General features: G+C 55.3%; 15 protein-coding genes. 12 read left to right on the top strand and 3 right to left on the bottom strand.

Features of this window, described 5'->3' with window-relative positions; all coding sequences use genetic code 11:
• Positions 1 to 32 precede the first annotated feature (32 nt).
• The gene (locus ACP7IZ_RS01925) at positions 33 to 3,110 is read left to right on the top strand and encodes a bifunctional [glutamine synthetase] adenylyltransferase/[glutamine synthetase]-adenylyl-L-tyrosine phosphorylase (protein WP_426847607.1); all 3,078 of its coding nucleotides are present in this window, start codon (positions 33 to 35) and stop codon (positions 3,108 to 3,110) included.
• Between the two features lie 80 nt (positions 3,111 to 3,190).
• On the top strand, positions 3,191 to 3,679 hold the full coding sequence (gene bcp / locus ACP7IZ_RS01920; protein WP_063353849.1) for a thioredoxin-dependent thiol peroxidase: 489 nt from the start codon (positions 3,191 to 3,193) through the stop codon (positions 3,677 to 3,679).
• Between the two features lie 27 nt (positions 3,680 to 3,706).
• Here bcp and ACP7IZ_RS01915 read toward each other — a convergent pair whose 3' ends face one another.
• From ACP7IZ_RS01915 to ACP7IZ_RS01905, 3 genes are all read right to left on the bottom strand, one after another.
• Positions 3,707 to 4,111, bottom strand: coding sequence for a hypothetical protein (locus ACP7IZ_RS01915; protein WP_426847606.1), 405 nt, complete (start codon positions 4,109 to 4,111; stop codon positions 3,707 to 3,709).
• Between the two features lie 200 nt (positions 4,112 to 4,311).
• Positions 4,312 to 5,595 carry an MFS transporter gene (locus tag ACP7IZ_RS01910; protein ID WP_426847605.1) on the bottom strand — a complete coding sequence of 428 codons (1,284 nt, stop codon included), beginning with the start codon at positions 5,593 to 5,595 and terminating at the stop codon, positions 4,312 to 4,314.
• Between the two features lie 65 nt (positions 5,596 to 5,660).
• A complete protein-coding gene (locus ACP7IZ_RS01905) occupies positions 5,661 to 5,822 on the bottom strand; it encodes a hypothetical protein (RefSeq protein WP_426847604.1) in 162 nt (53 codons plus the stop codon).
• Between the two features lie 8 nt (positions 5,823 to 5,830).
• Here ACP7IZ_RS01905 and ACP7IZ_RS01900 point away from each other — a divergent pair, with 8 nt between their 5' ends.
• From ACP7IZ_RS01900 to rplL, 10 genes are all read left to right on the top strand, one after another.
• The gene (locus ACP7IZ_RS01900) at positions 5,831 to 7,102 is read left to right on the top strand and encodes a DNA recombination protein RmuC (RefSeq protein WP_426847602.1); all 1,272 of its coding nucleotides are present in this window, start codon (positions 5,831 to 5,833) and stop codon (positions 7,100 to 7,102) included.
• 3 nt (positions 7,103 to 7,105) lie between these two features.
• On the top strand, positions 7,106 to 7,837 hold the full coding sequence (locus ACP7IZ_RS01895) for a response regulator transcription factor (RefSeq protein WP_019090033.1): 732 nt from the start codon (positions 7,106 to 7,108) through the stop codon (positions 7,835 to 7,837).
• A complete protein-coding gene (locus tag ACP7IZ_RS01890) occupies positions 7,824 to 9,215 on the top strand; it encodes an ATP-binding protein (RefSeq protein ID WP_426847600.1) in 1,392 nt (463 codons plus the stop codon). Before ACP7IZ_RS01895 ends, ACP7IZ_RS01890 begins: the two co-directional genes overlap by 14 nt.
• Before the next feature lie 97 nt (positions 9,216 to 9,312).
• Positions 9,313 to 12,486: an efflux RND transporter permease subunit gene (locus ACP7IZ_RS01885; RefSeq protein ID WP_426847599.1), complete on the top strand. Its 3,174-nt coding sequence runs from the start codon at positions 9,313 to 9,315 to the stop codon at positions 12,484 to 12,486.
• The gene (locus ACP7IZ_RS01880) at positions 12,483 to 13,835 is read left to right on the top strand and encodes an efflux RND transporter periplasmic adaptor subunit (protein ID WP_426847598.1); all 1,353 of its coding nucleotides are present in this window, start codon (positions 12,483 to 12,485) and stop codon (positions 13,833 to 13,835) included. The genes ACP7IZ_RS01885 and ACP7IZ_RS01880 overlap by 4 nt, the downstream gene beginning before the upstream one ends.
• Positions 13,832 to 15,442: an efflux transporter outer membrane subunit gene (locus tag ACP7IZ_RS01875; RefSeq protein WP_426847597.1), complete on the top strand. Its 1,611-nt coding sequence runs from the start codon at positions 13,832 to 13,834 to the stop codon at positions 15,440 to 15,442. The genes ACP7IZ_RS01880 and ACP7IZ_RS01875 overlap by 4 nt, the downstream gene beginning before the upstream one ends.
• A 104-nt stretch (positions 15,443 to 15,546) precedes the next feature.
• Positions 15,547 to 15,981, top strand: coding sequence for a 50S ribosomal protein L11 (gene rplK / locus ACP7IZ_RS01870; RefSeq protein ID WP_003622680.1), 435 nt, complete (start codon positions 15,547 to 15,549; stop codon positions 15,979 to 15,981).
• A 4-nt stretch (positions 15,982 to 15,985) separates the two neighbouring features.
• A complete protein-coding gene (rplA, locus tag ACP7IZ_RS01865) occupies positions 15,986 to 16,678 on the top strand; it encodes a 50S ribosomal protein L1 (protein WP_426847596.1) in 693 nt (230 codons plus the stop codon).
• A gap of 279 nt (positions 16,679 to 16,957) precedes the next feature.
• Complete coding sequence (gene rplJ, locus ACP7IZ_RS01860; RefSeq protein ID WP_003622686.1) at positions 16,958 to 17,476, top strand: 50S ribosomal protein L10; 519 nt, start codon at positions 16,958 to 16,960, stop codon at positions 17,474 to 17,476.
• 100 nt (positions 17,477 to 17,576) lie between these two features.
• A complete protein-coding gene (gene rplL, locus ACP7IZ_RS01855) occupies positions 17,577 to 17,951 on the top strand; it encodes a 50S ribosomal protein L7/L12 (protein ID WP_070325242.1) in 375 nt (124 codons plus the stop codon).
• The last annotated feature ends 20 nt before the right edge of the window (positions 17,952 to 17,971 follow it).

The raw sequence follows: 17,971 nt of genomic DNA, 5'->3' as shown, positions 1-17,971 counted from the left end.
AAGCCTTTATTGTTCACAGCACGGGCCAGATCATGACGCAGGCAGACCATTCCCTTTTTCGAGACGTAAGGCAACCTAGAGGGCACGGTTCCCGCATGTGGCCAGATGCAGACTGGCCCGCCCCAGCAGATACACGTGCGGCTGATCTGTTTACGCAGGACATGCTGGTTCTGGCGCAGGAAGCAGGTGTTGCGCAATCTGTCATGATACAGCCGGGCGCGCGGGAACTGCTGGCGTGTCTTGGGGGCAACAGTCCGTATCTGGCAGATCTGGCGCGAGAAGACGTTCTGGCCTTTGCGGCCCTGCTGGAACAGGGGCCGGATATGTGTGTGCAGGATGCGTTTGCAACATGCGCAAAATTTGACACAACATCGGGGCGAGAGTGTGTCGCGGCTTTTTTGCGGCATACAAAAAAACGCATAGCTTTTATTTGCGCTGTGGCGGATCTGGGTGGCTTCTGGTCTTTGGAGGAAGTAACACATGCCCTGAGCCGCCTGGCTGATACCGCGCTGGATCTGGCTGTCAGGCATTTGTTGTGGTGCGCCTTTCAGGCGGGGCAACTGGCTTTGCCCAACCCGGAACACCCCGCACAGGGCTGCGGCTTTGTAATTCTGGCCATGGGCAAGTTAGGCGCGCGGGAGCTGAATTTTTCATCCGATATAGACCTGATGGTGCTGTATGATCCCACAGCGTACCCTCAGTCGGACACAGTGCGGCGTGTGTTCGTGCGTATGACTAGCGATCTTGTCAGCCTGATGGAAGCACGAGATGCCAACGGATACGTTTTTCGCACAGATTTAAGGCTGCGGCCCGATCCATCTTCCACCCCTCCGGCGGTAACGGTGCAGGCCGCCATCCTGTATTATGAAAGTCTCGGCCAAACGTGGGAACGCGCGGCCATGACAAAAGCGCGCCCTGTGGCGGGGGATCTCACACTGGGGCGGCGTTTTCTGGTGGCTATTCGGCCGTTTATCTGGCGCAGGCATCTGGATTTTGCATTGATTGATGATCTGCATGACATGAAGGCCCGGATAGATCGTTACCGTAAGGCGGGCCGGACAGATTTAAGTAACTTGCCAGATGCCGTGCTGGCAGATCCTTCCGCCAGCATAGAGTGGTTGTTGGGGCATAACCTCAAGCTGGGGCAGGGCGGGATTCGTGAAATTGAATTTATCGCGCAGGCCATGCAGCTTGTTTGGGGTGGGCGTGAGCCTACCCTGCGCGACAAAACCACCTTTGGTGCGCTTAAAAAGCTTGTAGGCTCAGGCCGTCTGCCCCGAGAAGAAGCCGAGGTTCTGGCCCGCACCTATCGTTTTTTGCGTGATGCCGAACACCGTTTGCAAATGCGGGCAGACCACCAAACCCACAGCCTGCCAGACACGCGGGAAGGGTTTGAGGCCTTTGCCATTTTTATGAACTATCCGGATGCCGAGGTTCTGGCGCTGGATATGTTGCCCCGTATGCGTGAGGCACGGCGCATTTTCGAGCGACATTTTGTGCTGCATTCCGCCCAGCCCGAAGAAGTGGAAGGCAGCGTACTGGTGCCGGGGCCGGAAGATGGGCAAACGGCGGAACTGTTGCAAAAGCACGGTTTCCCGCCCGAACAGGTGCAGGAAGCCACACAGGTTCTTACCCGCTGGCGCGGCAACAGCTTGCGGGCTTTGCGGTCTGAGCGCGCACATGCGTTGTTGCGAGTGCTGTTGCCCACATTGCTGGCCAGCTTTGGTGCGCGCAGCAATCCGTTGGCCTGTTTACGTCGGTTTGATGCGTTGCTGGCGCGGCAACATGCTGGAGTGCAGCTTCTTTCTCTGTTTGAACGTAATCCGGCATTAGTAGACCGCATTGCCAATATCTTTGATGCCTCCGTTTTTCTGGCAGATTACTTGGCAGACAAACCCTCTGCGCTGGAAGGGCTTTTGGAATCCGCGCCAGAAGAAGGGCGCACGGTTGTCGCGCGCCTTCAACATCTGGCGGAAGAAATGGCAGATGTTGAAGAGCTGGTAACGGCTTTGCGCCCACTTTTGCGTGGGGAGGAGTTTCGTCTATCAGTTGCCCTGCTGGAAAGCCGCATAACGGAAAACGAGGCCGAAAAGCAGCGCACAGTGTTGGCGGATACCATTATCACCATTGTAAAACACGCGGTGGAAATAGAACACACACGCCGGTATGGGCATGTTCCGGGTGGTGGCATGGCCATTGTGGCACTTGGCAAAGCCGGTTCGCGCGAGATGATGCCGCGGTCTGACCTTGATTTGCTGATGGTGTTTGATCACCCCGAAGATGTGCAGGCCAGTGAGGTGCCGCAGGCGGATACAAAAGCAGAGCGTCCGCTGTTTTCTGCCCCGCGTTCTTTGGGGGTGGCACAATATTACACACGGCTGGCCCACGCCTTTATTGCGGCGCTGACAGCCCCAGGCCCAGAAGGGCCCTTATACGCGGTGGATATGCGGTTGCGTCCTTCTGGTGCGGCGGGGCCGGTTGCTGTCTCTCGCCCCGCTTTTTTGCGTTACCACACAGAATCCGCATGGACATGGGAGTGCATGGCCCTGACCCGTGCCCGTATTGTGGCCGCTCCAGCAGAATTGAAGCATGCTTTAAGGCAGGATCTGGATACCATTCTGGATGGGCGTTTACGGGCCGAACCAGCATCTCGCGCAACGTTGCTCAAAGATGCCAGCGCCATGCGCGCACGCTTGGCGCGTGATCTGCCTGCATCTTCTGTGTGGGATGTAAAGCGGCGGCTGGGTGGGTTGATAGATGTGGAATTTATTGCCCAGATTTATCAGCTAATTGGCGCAAATAGTGCCGTGCGGGATGTAAGCACGCGTTTGGCGCTGGGGCGGCTGGAAAAGGCAGGACTGCTAAGTGCCGAGGATACTCAGTTTTTAAAGCAGGCTGAACTGTTCTGGCGCCAGCTTCAGGCTGTGTTGCGGCTGCTGTGTGGGGCCACGCCACCTGTCGATCTGGCGCGTGATCTGGCCCCGGCATCGTTAAACGTGCTGCTGAAAGCCATGAAGTTGGAAACGCTGCCAGATCTGATTGAAAAGGCGAATATTCTGGCGCGTGATGTGCATGCAGTTTTTGCCCGGCTGGTTGGTCCGGTGGAATAAGGCAGGCTTGGCGCTGGAACAGCTTGCAGATCCTGCACGTTCACTCTGGCGTAAGAGATTTTAAAAGAAGGAAAACAAGCATGACGGAAAAACACACGCTTCAGGTAGGTGATGCTGCGCCTGCGTTTGATATGGAAGCAAGCGGTGGCCGTAAGGTGACGTTGGCAGATTTTAAGGGCAAGCCGTTTGTTCTGTATTTCTACCCCAAGGCAGATACACCCGGATGCACAAAGGAAGCCTGCGGATTTAACGAGGCCCTAAAGGATTTTGATAAAGCCGGATTAACCGTTATTGGCGTTTCGCGCGATCCGGTCAAAAAGCTGGATGCCTTTGCTGCCAAATATGATCTGACATTTCCCTTGGCATCAGATGAATCTGGCAGCGTGACAGAAGCCTATGGCGTGTGGGTGGAAAAAACCAATTATGGCCGCCAGTATATGGGTATTGAGCGCACAACCTTCCTGATTGGGGCGGATGGTAAAATTGCGCATATCTGGCCCAAGGTTAAAGTGCCGGGCCATGTTGAAGCTGTGCTGGAAGCTGCCCGCACACTGGCGGGCAGTGCCTGATTTTTTACTTTCAGGCTTCAGCTTCTTTTACCATGCTTGGTAATACCCGCGCGGGCCGTAATAGCCGTAACCGGGGCCGGGCATAACTGGCACAGCAGGCACCACGTAAGCTGTTGGCGGCGGCGGAGGGGGCAGCGGTGGTCCGTAAGCTACAGGCGGGCCGCCAGCTATTGTGGCGCCAGCCAACGCCCCTACGGCCAAGCCGCCAATAAGGGCACCTGCAATGGCACCGCCACCGGGGCCACGGTGATGGTAATAACCACCTCTGGGGCCACCCCAACCGGGGCCGCCCGGTCCGCCACGTGGGCCGCCGCCCCAACCTGGGCCGCCCATCATATGCGGGCCGGGTTGTGCCTGCGCCATCGGCACGCTTGCCAAGCCAAGGCCCGTAATAACGGGCAGGGCCATAAGAAGTTTGGTAATCTGGCGCATGAAATGAGCCTCCTTGAAACAGGATTACACCTGCGTTCTTTGTCTCATCTCAAATAATGGCGCGTCTTATGGCAAATTAAAGGCGTATCCGCGGCGTTATTTTGCAATCTGATTTTATGAAACAACAAGGCCCGTACTTGGTTACCCGGAATGGGCATGCTGCTTTTTTAACAAAGAGCAACATGCCGCGCACCGAAATATCAGGAGCGTGCAGGTGCACCGGCTGGCGCGGTAATGCGATCTGCCTGTTTCAAACGCAAAACCGTAAACAGGGTAACGGCCGCACAGATGGAAACATATCCGGCAAACCAGTTTTCGTGCCCGATCTGTTTACACCACAGGGCAATATATTCCGTGGTGCCACCAAAAATGGAAACCGTAAGCGCATAAGGCAGGGCCACACCCAAAGCGCGAATACGGGTGGGAAAGAGCTCCGCTTTTACAATAGCGTTAATGGATGTGTAGCCAGAGGCAACAAACAGCGCCGTAACAATCAGGGCAAAAGCCGCCCAAGGGGATGAGGCCCCCGCAAGCACATGCAGCAGCGGAATGGTGCCAAATGTTGCGCCAAAGCCAAAAAACAGCAGCAATGGCTTGCGGCCAATTTTATCTGAAAGAGCCCCAAAAACAGGCTGCATGGCGGCAAACACCACAAGGCTGGCAGTAGAAATAAGGGTTGCTGTTTCCTTAGGAAAACCCAGCGTGTTGGCCAGATATTTCTGCATGTAAATGGTGTAGGTATAAAAGGCCACGGTGCCACCAAGGGTAAGGCCACATACCGTTAATACAGCCCGCCAGTGGTGCAGAAGAACGCGAATGCCGCCTTTTTCTTCTTCTGTATGCGCGTTTTTAAAGCTGTCACTTTCTGTCATCTGGCGGCGTAGCCAGAACACCAGCACAGCCCCCAAAGCACCTATCAGAAACGGCACACGCCAGCCCCAGCTTGCAATCTGCTGGGGGGTAAGCAGCACGTATTGCATGAGCATGAGCAGAACAAGGGCGAGCAGTTGGCCCATAACCAGCGTCACATACAAAAAACCAGACCAGAATCCGCGGTGCTCGGGTGTGGCGACTTCTGCCAGATAGGTGGCGGATGCTCCGTATTCTCCCCCAAGGCTTAGGCCTTGCAACAGGCGGGCAATTAACAGGAGCAGCGGGGCGGCAAGGCCGATCTGGTCATATGTTGGGCATACGGCAATGGCCAAAGACCCTAAACACATTGTGAGCACGGAAATGGTGAGTGCGCTGCGTCGGCCATACCGATCTGCCGCCATACCCAACAGCCACCCACCCACAGGGCGCATAAAAAAGCCCACAGCAAATACCGCAGCCGCATTTAGCAGCTCAACCGTGGGGTTGCCATGCGGGAAAAAGGCATGCGCAAAGTAAATGGTGAAAGAGGAATAAACATACCAATCAAAATATTCCAGCAGGTTGCCTGCGGAACCTGCCACAATGCCGCGGATGCGCTGTGCCGTGTTCACTCTATTGTTCTCCTGTCCGGAAAGGGCACGGTGTTATTTAAATCCGCGGCCTGAATGATGTGTTTTTATTGGCCTGCCACACAGCGCATGTTCTGCACGCAGGGCAGGCTAAGGGGCAGGTCATACCATTGCCAGTGGTCGATTGTCATTACGGTGCCGCGATAAAGCTGTTCTGGCGGGCATTCTATGCGTTTCTGGTGCTTGCTCTTGTTGCGGACATAAGACAAAACGGGGCATGAGTTCTGTAATTGTTCTTTTAAGTGTTGCTGTGTGCGCCTTGTTGCTGGGGGCGGGTCTTGTTGTGGTGCTGCGCCCTAAAGCTGGAGGCGGCACGGATGCAGATCTGCTGGCCCGGCTGTATGTTCTGGTAGAGCATGAGAGTGCGACGGCACGTTCCGAGAGTGCCGCGCAACGCAATGGCATGATGGAAATGGAACGCGCCATGGGTGGGCGTATTGAGCGCATGCGCACGGAGCTGGCGGAACAGCTTGGTGCGTTGGCCGGGGGGCTGGGGCGAGAACAGGCGGAGGCCCGTGCCGCTCAGGCCGAAGCCCTGCGCAATCTGGCGGATACATCTGCCCAGCAGTTGGCCTCTATCCGCCATGCGGTTACGGAGCAACTGCACGAAGCTGTAGAGCAGCAGATGCAAACATCGTTCCAGCGTGTGCTGGAGCAATTTTCCGCCATGCAAAAAGCCATGGGCGAAGTGAGGGCCATGACGGGCCAGATTGGAGACCTCAAGCGCCTGTTCAGCAATGTCAAAACCCGTGGTGGCTGGGGGGAAGCCCAGCTACGCGCCATTTTGGATGATGTGCTGCCACCCGGCACGTATGAAAGCAATGTGCGGATTGGCAACGGAAACGATGTGGTGGAATTTGCCATCCGCATGCCCGTTAAATCCAGCACGCCTCCGCTTTTGCCAGTGGATAGCAAATTTCCCACAGAAGCTTATGAGCGGCTGCTCAACGCTGCGGATGAAGGTGATGCGGCGGCAGAAAAAGCTGCGCGTAAATCTCTAGAAAACACCATGCGGGTGGAAGCGCGCAAGATTTCCAGCAAATATATTCACCCACCCAAAACGGTGGAGTTTGCCGTACTGTATCTGCCCACAGATGGGTTATATACAGAAGTGGCACGTATGCCGGGGCTGATTGATGAGTTGGGGCGGCAGTTTCGGGTTATGGTTATGGGGCCCGCTCTTATGCCAGCCATGTTGCGCACAATCCATCTGGGGTACGTTACACTTGCGCTGGAAGAGCGGACAGAAACCATTGCGCGCCTGCTGGGGGCCACGCGGCAGGAAATGATCAAGATGGATGGCGTGCTGGATAAACTGGCGCGAAATGCACAGGCCATGTCCTTTTCTATCGAGGAAGCCCGTAGGCGCACACGTTCGGTTAGCCGCAAGTTGCGTGAACTGGATGAACCGGAAGACAATGCCGCCGGAACAGAAGAGTCTGAAATTGAATTTACTGGTGTTGATTCAAATGGGGCGGCATCAGTGTAAAAGATGAATGGAACAGCGGATATGCTTAAGGAAGATGCCGATTTTTTCTCACCCAATGGGAAAACGGTGCTTCTGGTAGAAGATGACGGCACCATAGCCGAGGAAATTGCAGCTGAACTGACAGCCCGCGGTTTTAAAGTGCTGCACGAAGCCACAGGTGATGCCGGGCTGGAAGCTGCCTTACGGTTAGAAGCAGACGTCATGGTGGTGGACCGTCTTTTGCCCGGTCTGGATGGTTTGAGCGTTATAGAAACCATGCGCCAGCAGGGCATACGCCTGCCTGTACTGGTGCTTTCTGCCCTTTCTGCGGTGGATGATCGGGTAACAGGCCTTAAGGCTGGGGGCGATGATTATCTGACCAAGCCCTTCGCCATAGAAGAGCTGGTGGCCCGGATAGAAGCCCTGCTGCGTAGGCCGGATGATACGCGCAGCACCAAGCTGCATCTGGGCCCAATTGATATGGACCTGATAGAACGCCGCGTCTGGCGCGATGGGCGGGAAATAGAGCTGCTGCCGCGTGAATTCCGTTTGCTTGAATACCTTATGCGCAGGCCGGGGCAGGTGCTTACACGTTCCATGTTGCTGGAGGATGTGTGGCAATATCGGTTTATCCCGCGCACCAATCTGGTGGATGTGCATATCGGCAAGTTACGGCGCAAAATTGATGGGCCGGGAGAGGAACCGTTGATCGAAAGTATTCGCGGAACGGGATTCCGGCTGCGTGTTCCTGACTGAACTTTTTCGCACAGCTACCTTCCGCATCACCCTTATGGCGCTGGCCGCCATGGCGGGGGTGATGGTCATGCAGTTTGGTCTGGTTTACGCGCAGCTTGAGGCCGTGGAATCGCGCCGTTCCACCGAGTTGCTGAAAGGTGAGGCCGAACTGCTGGCCCAGATGTCTCCCGAGCATCTGGAATACGTTATCCGCCGCCGCGCCACGGATGATCTGCGACTGATCATTAACAGTGCCGGGCTGTTTGATTCCGGCCATGCCCTTATTGCAGGGGATTTGCGCACTTGGCCCAAGGGCCTAAAGGCAGATGGCAAACCCCACAATGTAGAAATTTACCCCGAAGAAGGGGATTCGTACCCCCTGCGTGTGCTGGCGGAAAAACTGCCAGATGGCACCATTCTGGTGTTGGGGCGCAGCTTTCATCTGCTTTCCGAACAAAAGCTCATGCTGCGCCACACCATGTTGGTGGCGGCTATTCCTACCTTTGTGTTTGCGCTGTTTCTGGGCATCGTGCTCAGCCATCGTGCTCTTTCCCGCGTGAAGGAAATGCACGAGGCCATAGACCGCATTATGGCCGGGGATATCCATGAACGTTTGCCCGCTGCCAAGGAACGGGATGATCTGGAACGCTTGGCCGGTAGTGTAAACCGTATGCTGGACCGGCTGGAACGGTTGATGGACGATATGCGGGAAGTGGGGAATGATATTGCGCATGATTTGCGCACCCCGCTTTCTCGCATGCGTGCCAGATTGGAACGCGCTCTTTCTGCTGGCACAGAGCCAGAGGCGCTGGAGGCGGCAGTAGGGCGTGCTGTAGATGATCTGGACCAGTGTCTGGGTATTATCACTGCGTTGCTGCGTATTGCGGAAATAGAAAATAGCCGCAGAAAAGCAGGCTTTGGGCAGGTGCTTTTAGCCGATCTGGTGGCAGACGTATTTGATTTGTATGAACCCATAGCTGAAATGGAAGATAAAGTGCTGGTTACAAAGGAGGGCGAAGCCCCCTGCTTTGTATGGGGGGACCGGCACTTGTTGATCGAGCTTTTGGCCAATCTGGTTGATAATGCCATAAAATTTACACCAGAAGGTGGGCGCATTATCCTTGGCTCGCAACGCATCAACGGTGCGGCATCTCTGTTTGTTACGGATACGGGCGTAGGTATTGCGCCGGCTGAAAGAGAAGCTGTGCTTTCACGCTTTTATCGGTCGGACAAAAGCCGCCACGTACCGGGGAGTGGGCTGGGGCTTAGCCTTGTGTGTGCCATTGCGCATCTGCACGAAGCCCATGTCACCATTGAAACAGGGGCGGAGGGTGTTGGCACCTGTTTCAGAATTACCTTTCCATCCGCTTTTTTACAAAAGGTTGAAGATTGCACGTAATGATGTTGGCGGGCCGCAGATATGTATGTAACGATAAAACCATGCCAAATCTGCCTGTCTGCAATGCAGCGTCTCTAACTGTGCAAGGTTGGAGCGCATGAACGAAATTGTCGTTACCGCGCTTAAAAAGCCGTATACGTTTGTGGTGCTTTCCATCCTGATTCTGGTGTTCGGAATCAGGGGAATATTCAATACGCCTACAGACGTATTTCCCAGCATTCGTATTCCTGTTGTGGCAGTGGTCTGGACCTATACGGGCCTGATGCCAGAGGATATGTCTGGCCGCGTCGTGTATTATTACGAGCGCGCTCTCACCGCGACCGTGAATAATATCGAGCATATCGAGAGCCAATCGTATTATGGCCGCGGGATTGTGAAGATCTACTTCCAGCCCGGTACAGATACATCTGTGGCGCAAACCCAGATTACCTCGGTATCGCAGACAGTTATCAAACAGATGCCCACGGGCTCTACACCGCCGCTGGTGTTGGCTTATAACGCATCCTCTGTGCCGGTTGTGACATTGCAGGTGTCTTCCACCTCCATGACGGCCTCACAAATTTACGACATGTCCTCCAACCTTATCCGTCCGGCGCTTGTTTCCGTGGCGGGGGCTGCCATTCCCAACCCGTACGGGGGGCAGCCGGGTAATATCATGGTGGATCTGGACCCGGTAAAACTGCTGGCGCATCGGCTTTCCCCGGTTGATGTCTCGCGCGCGTTGAACAGCCAGAACATTGTGCTGCCTGCGGGGGATCAGCGCATTGGCCCGTTTGACTGGATGGTGCAGACCAACGCCTCTCCCAAAAATATGGAAGAGCTGAACATGATCCCCATCAAACAGGTGGGGGATGCCGTGGTGCGGTTGCAGGATGTGGCATGGGTGCATGCAGGCGGCCCGCCACAAACCAACCTTGTGCTGGTTAAAGGGCAGCAGGGCGTTCTGATTGTTATTATGAAAAGTGGCGATGCCTCTACGCTGGATGTTGTGGCGGGGGTTAAAAAGCTGCTGCCGGGCATTGTAAAAACCCTGCCAGAGGGCGTGAGCATCAAGATTTTGAATGATGCCTCTACCTTCGTGAAAGAATCCGTGCAGGACGTGGTGCGTGAAATGCTTACCGCTGCGTGCCTCACCGGGCTTGTGGTGCTGCTGTTTCTGGGCTCTTGGCGTTCTACCGTTATTATTGCCACCTCCATTCCGCTGGCCATGCTGTGCTCGGTTATCGGGCTGGGTTGGGCTGGGCAGACCATCAATGTCATGACACTGGGCGGCTTGGCGCTGGCCGTGGGGATTTTGGTGGATGACGCCACGGTGATGATCGAAAACATCGACGCGCATCTTGAGATGGAAAAAGATCTGGAAACGGCCATTATTGATGCCGCAAACCAGATTGTTATCCCCACCTTTGTATCCACCATGTGTATCTGCATTGTGTGGATGCCGTTGTTCCAGCTTACGGGTGTTGCGGGCTGGCTGTTCATGCCCATGGCGGAAGCCATCATTTTTGCCATGATCGCCTCCTTTATCCTGTCCCGAACACTGGTGCCCACCATGGCCAAATACATGCTGGCGGCACAGGTGGCCGCGCATGCACATGGCCCGCAGGAGCCCAAAACCATTTTTGGCCGCTTTCAGCGTGGGTTTGAGCATAAGTTCGAACAGTTCCGGCATCGCTATCACGAGCTGCTGTCTCATCTGGTGGCAACGCGTGGTACGTTTGTGCCGGTGTTTGTGCTGTGCTCGCTTGGCTCCTTGGGGCTGCTGTTCTTTGTGGGGCAGGATTTCTTTCCCGAAGTGAACTCAGATGCCATTGCCCTGCATATGCGTGCGCCCATTGGCACAAGGTTGGAAGAATCCGGCAAGATTTCCCAGCTTGTGAATGATGAGATCGAACGCACATTGCCGGGGCAGGTAGAAGGGTTGGTTGATAACTGCGGCCTGCCCTTTAGCCCGTTGAATCAGGCTTATATTCCAACGCCAACAGTGGGCACGCAGGATTGCGATATTACGGTTTCACTTAAAAATCCGGCATCTCCTGTGGCCGAATATCGGCGGCTTTTGCGCCATAACCTGAACATGAAGTTCCCCGGCACACAGTTTTCCTTCCTGCCGGGGGATCTGACAGCCAAAATCCTGAACTTTGGTTTGCCATCACCTATTGATGTGCAGGTGGTTGGGCGCAATCTGGCGGAAAACTTCCGCTTTGCAAACCGCCTGGCAGAACGTCTGCGCCATGTTACGGGCCTGACAGACGTGTTTGTGCAACAGCCCATGACAACCCCCACACTTATGGTGAATACCCGCCGTACTTACGCGCTGGGAACTGGCATTACAGAATCCGATGTTGCCAATAACGCACTGGTTTCTCTGTCCGGCAGTTCTCAGGTGGGGCAGGTGTACTGGTTGGATACCAAAACCGGTGTTTCGCATCTGATTGATATTCAAACGCCAGCGCCGTTCCTCCAGACCATGAATGATCTGGAAATCACGCCTGTTGATAAAGGGGATGGCAACCCGTCTGGGCAAGATCCGCAAATCTTGGGTGGGTTGAGCAAGATCGATCAGATCGGCACCCCGGCAGAGGTGGCGCATTACAATATCATGCCGGTGTTTGATATTTACGCCACGAATGAGGGGATAGACCTCGGCACGGTCTCACGCGAGGTGTCGCGTATTGTAGATGAAGTGCAGGGTGATCTGCCGCATGGCTCCTCCCTCAGTGTGCTGGGGCAGGCCGTTACCATGAACAGCGCTTACGCCCAGTTGCTAGGTGGCTTGGCCATGTCTGTGCTGTTGGTTTACCTGCTGATTGTGGTGAACTTTCAGTCCTGGTTGGACCCGTTCATCATCATCACCGCGTTGCCCGGTGCGCTGGCTGGTATTTCATGGAGCCTGTTTCTAACGCACACCACGCTTTCCGTGCCGGCCCTTACAGGGGCCATTATGTGCATGGGCACCGCCACGGCCAATGCTATTCTGGTCGTAGCTTTTGCGCGTGAACGTCTGGAAGAACATGGTGATGCCATTCAGGCCGCGCTGGAAGCTGGGTTTGAGCGTATTCGCCCAGTGCTGATGACAGCCTCCGCCATGATTATCGGCATGTTGCCCATGTCTTTAAGTAATTCGCAAAACGCACCCTTGGGTAAGGCAGTTATGGGCGGCCTGATGGTGGCAACAGTTGCCACTCTGCTGTTCGTGCCCTGTGTTTTTGCCATGCTGCACACACGTAAAAAACCGCATGAAACCGAACAAGAGGAAGCTGCCGCATGACCCAAGAGCATCCAGACGCTTCAGGGCCTCAATCTCCCACGCCGGCTGGCAGCACACGTAAACGCAAGATCGGGTTTGTGGCTGTTGGCGGGGTTGCCATCCTGCTGGCAGTGGTGGGTATTGTTCAGCGCCATACGCAGTACGTTAATCTGGCGCACGAAACGGCACATAACGCTATTCCATCCGTGCAGGTTATCTACCCCCAGCCGGGGCCGGATGAACGCACGCTTTCCCTGCCTGCCAATATAGCCGCATGGTATCAGGCGCCCATTTATGCGCAGGTCTCTGGCTACGTGAAAATGTGGTACAAAGATTTCGGCGCCAAGGTGAAGGCGGGCGATGTGCTGGCCGAAATTGATACACCGGGGTTAGATGCCCAATTTGCCGCAGCCAAAGCTAACCTGAATGTGGCGCTGGCGCGGTACAAGCTGGCCCAGATTACAGCAAAACGCTGGAAGGCCCTGCAAGGCACGCAAGCTGTTTCTCAGCAGGAAGTGGATGTGCAGGCAGCCAACGCAGAAGCCCAAAAGGCCGAGGTAGAAGCAGCACAGCATGATGTAGAGCGTTATGCTGCGCTGGAAGCGTTCAAAAAGATTGTTGCGCCTTTTGATGGCGTTGTTACATCGCGCTTGGCGGATGTGGGGGATTACGTCAACGCAGGACGTGGGGATGTAGATGCTCACGGCAATGCCACCGAATTGTTTAGTGTGGCGGATGTGCATGCCATGCGTGTGTTTGTGGCCGTGCCGCAGGATTATGCAGATATTATCTCCCCTCGGTTGGAGGCAGATTTAAGTATTCCGCAATATCCTGAACGCACATTCCGGGCACATTTTCTGGCCACGGCTTCGGCCTTTAATGCATCTACCCGTACCGTTACCACAGAACTTACGCTGGACAATAAATCTGGTGAACTCTGGCCCAATTCCTACGCCACAGCCACGTTCCATGCTCCCGGTGATACGGAAGAGCTGATTCTGCCGCTGGGTGCGATTGTGTTCAGGGCGGAAGGCACGCAGGTTGCGCTGGTGGATGATACCAACCACGTGCATCTGGTGAATGTTACGCTAGGCACCAACTTCGGAACCACGGTGCAGATTCTGCGTGGTGTGAAAAAAACGGATCGGGTGATCAACAATCCGTCTGCTGGGCTGCTGGATGGGCAGGAAGTGCGCATTGTTAAAGGCACACCGGGCTATAACATGCCCAGCACGCCGCCAGCCGTTAAAAAACCAGAACCCAAAAAGCCAGCCCCTCCCACCAAATCATCCCAAGAGGAAGATGGGGATGACACCCGCGCGATGCCTGATGATAGTGCGGATATGTCTGAAGCTGGGGCCCGCCCATGAGGAAGGGGAACATTCTGCCGCGTAAAGTTACACATATTCTGCTGGTAGGGGTGGCAACATCGGCCTTGGTGGGCTGCGATATGGCACCCCGTTATAAGCCTGCACAATTTGTGCTGCCCGATAACTGGAGCGGGCAGGGCGTGATGAAGCCCGCCCACCCATCGGATGATGCCATTCGGCCCGATTGGTGGACAATGCTGGGTGATCCGGAACTCAACTGGCTGGAAGATCAGGCCATGCGCCTGAACCCGGATTTGCAGGCGCAGGCAGAGGCGTTCATGCAATCGCGCGATATGGCAGCGGAAGCCAAATCCCACCTTTACCCGCAGTTAAACGGGGCGGCGAGTGGGGCCAAATATAAAGGCTCCCAACACCGGCTATGGCGTGGGGCCGGGGCAACCGGGCCGATGTATATGTCGTCCGAGCAGTATTCGGCCACCGCAACGTGGGAGCCGGATTTCTGGTCTGCTATCCGCAACCGTATCCGTATGGCCAAGCAGGGTGTGCAGGAAGATGCCGCAAATTATGCCTCTGCACGCTTAAGCCTTCAGGCAGAACTGGCATCGGATTACGTTATTCTGCGTGGGTTGGATGCGCAGGATGCGGTGTATAAGGATTCTATCCGGTATTATCAGACAGCCGTGCAAGTTACGCGCATGCGTCTGGCAGGGGCTATTGCGCCGGGCATGGATGTTTCCCGCGCAGAAGCCCAGCTTTACACCACGCAGGCGCAGGAAACCGATATTCGCACCCAGCGTGATGTGATGGAACACGCCATAGCCGTGCTGGTTAATCAGGCTCCGGCCTCATTCCATATCGCACCGGTTACAAAGCTGACGTTCGAGGAAAAAGAGCCACCCATAGCGCTGCCATCCACTTTGCTGGAACGCAGGCCGGATATTGCCGCAGCAGAACGGCGCATGGCGCAGGCAAACAGGGCCATCGGTGTGTCTCGTGCCGCGTTTTATCCGCACGTTACGTTTAACGCCATGACAGGCTTTATGGATAACGGGTTCGATCTGGCTTCGTTGTACAACGCTATGTATCAGTTTGGGGCACAAGCAGTGCTGCCGTTGTTCCAAGGTGGTTTGCGGCGTGCAGAATTGCAGCGCACGTGGTCGGGTTATCGGCAAACAGAAGATCTTTACCGCAGCACGGTGTTAGATGCCTTTCAGGAAGTGGAAGACAATCTCACGCGCACCAATCGTTTGAAAACGCAGGTTAAGCAGGAAAGCAACGCCGTAGATGCTGCCTTGCGCACGCAGGGTATGACTATGGCGCTCTATACTGGCGGCCTAACCAATTATCTGGATGTTGTGGTGGCGCAGGTGGCAGCGCTGAATGCCCGCATTTCATTAGTGCAGGCGCAAACCCGACAGGTGGATGCACGTGTGCAGCTTGTGCGTGCCCTTGGTGGTGGGTGGTCTCGTAGCCAATTGCCGCATGGTGAGGAAACCATCATGCCTTTCAAGCCCTTGCAGTATGAAAACCTGCGCCATGCAGCGCCTTTGGGTGGCATCAGCACCCAGACAGATCCGGTTTCCAATGATCTGACAGGCGGCATGAAAAATACACAACCACTTGACACGCAGCCAGCGCCCCGGTAAGCGCGGCACTTCTGATCGGAACGCGGGAGATTCTTGTCTGCGCCCTGTGCGTGGTGTGGAATCGAGAGAACCGCGGTCCGGGTTCATTTTGAGGAGTCCCGGATATGGCCAAAAAAGTTGTTGGCTACATCAAACTTCAGATCCCCGCTGGTAAGGCTAATCCTTCCCCGCCGGTTGGTCCGGCATTGGGTCAGCGCGGTCTGAATATCATGGAATTCTGTAAGGCATTTAACGCCAAGACCCAGGGTCTTGAGCCGGGTATGCCGATTCCGGTGGTTATCACCGCATATGCAGACCGTACGTTCAGCTTCATCACCAAAACCCCGCCGAACACCTACTTCCTGCTGAAGGCCGCCAAAATTTCCAAAGGCAGCCAGACAGTTGGTAAGGGTGGTAGCGTTGGTAAAGTGACCATGAGCCAGCTTCGTGAAATTGCTGAACAGAAACAGCAGGACATGAACGCAAACGATCTGGATGGCGCAGTGCGCATGCTGATCGGCTCTGCCCGCTCCATGGGCATTGATGTGGTGGAGGGCTAATATCATGGCAAAGAACAAGCGTATCGCTGCTGCACGTGCCAAGATTGAAGCTGGTAAAGTTTACGGTGTTGATGAAGCTATCGCGCTGGTAAAAGGCAATGCGACAGCTAAATTTGACGAAACCGTTGAAATTGCACTGAACCTGGGTATTGACCCGCGTCATGCAGACCAGATGGTTCGTGGCTTTGTTTCCCTGCCGAACGGCACAGGCAAAACCCTGCGCGTTGCCGTGTTTGCACGTGGCCCGAAAGCTGAAGAAGCTCAGGCTGCTGGTGCAGACATCGTGGGTGCGGAAGACCTGATGGAAAAAGTGCAGGCTGGCGAAATCAACTTCGACCGCTGCATTGCTACGCCTGACATGATGGCTCTGGTGGGCCGTCTGGGTAAGATCCTCGGCCCACGTGGGCTGATGCCGAACCCCAAGCTGGGCACCGTGACCATGAACGTAAAGGGCGCTGTTGAAGCGGCTAAGTCTGGTCAGGTTGAATATCGCGCTGAAAAGAGCGGTATTGTGCATGCTGGCGTTGGCAAGGCTTCCTTCAGCGAAGACAAGCTGGCTGAAAACGTGCGTGCATTTATTGATGCCGTGCAGAAGGCCCGTCCGTCTGGCGCAAAAGGTGCTTACATGAAGAAGGGCGCTCTGTCCTCCACCATGGGCCCTGGCGTTCAGCTGGACCTCTCTGCCTTCGCTGGCTGAGAAAGAATGACGCCGCACTCGCTTTCGGGCTGGTGCGGTGCATGAAGGGGTGGTTGCGGCTGCTCCTTCTTCCTGTCCGAGACCGTGCGCAACTTCGGTTTTAATCAGCCTTCGGGTTGGCGAACGGTAAGACGGGAATGCTGGTTACAGGTCGTATTTACGGCACGCCAGATATTCCGTTTCAAGGACAGGCGAGCGGGTTCCGTTATGTATAGCGGAACCTAAAGGGCAACCCGTTCTGTTGGGCGCAAGCTTAATGGAACAAGACGGAGACGGGATTTGAACCGTACGGAAAAGAAGGCCTTTATCGCCTCTCTGGCCGCCGTTTTCGCCCAGACGTCCATGGTTGTGGTCACCCGTAATGACGGGCTGACTGTGGCTGCTGTGACGGAACTGCGGCGTAAGGTGCGTGCAGCGGGTGCGAACTATAAGGTCGCTAAAAACCGGCTGGCAACTCTCGCCCTGGATGGGACCCAGTTCAACGGCATCGCGCCGCTGCTGCAAGGCCCGACCGCGCTTGCGTGGTCTGAAGACCCTGTGGCTGTGGCTAAGGCTGTCGTTGAGTTCGCCAAAACAAATGACAAGCTTGTGCTGCTTGGTGGTTCTCTTGGTTCTCAGGTGCTTGACGCCGATGGAATCAAGGCTCTGGCCGAGCTGCCGTCTCTTGATGCGCTGCGCGCGCAGCTCGTGGGTCTTATCTCCACGCCAGCTACGCGTATCGCCAGCGTTACTCAGGCGCCGGCAGGCCAGCTTGCACGTGTTTTTGGGGCCTATGCCAAAACGGGTGAAGCTGCCTGATTTCATTCCTTTGCATGAAGGAATGTTAAAGAATTTTGCGCTGCCTTCGTGCTTGAAGGTTGCGTTCTGCTAACCAGTATCTATATTAGGAAGTCAAACTATGGCTGATCTTGCTAAGCTTGTTGACGAACTGTCCGCTCTGACCGTTCTTGAAGCTGCTGAACTTTCCAAGCTGCTCGAAGAAAAATGGGGCGTTTCCGCTGCTGCTCCTGTAGCAGTTGCTGCTGCTGCACCTGGTGCTGCTGCTGCTCCGGCTGAAGAAAAAACCGAATTCACGGTTGTTCTGGCTGGCGCTGGCGACAAGAAGATCAACGTGATTAAGGAAATCCGCGGCATCACCGGTCTGGGCCTGAAAGAAGCCAAGGATCTGGTTGAAGGTGCGCCGAAGACCGTTAAAGAAGGTGTCAGCAAGGACGAAGCTGACAAGATCAAAAAGGCTCTTGAAGGCGCCGGGGCAACCGTCGAAGTCAAGTAAGTTTGCCAAATTTCTGATGC

Source organism: Acetobacter sp. AAB5, assembly GCF_050106715.1.
Lineage (GTDB): Bacteria > Pseudomonadota > Alphaproteobacteria > Acetobacterales > Acetobacteraceae > Acetobacter > Acetobacter oryzifermentans.
Note: the sequence above shows the minus strand (reverse complement) of the source record. Positions and strands in the feature narration are given on the sequence as shown.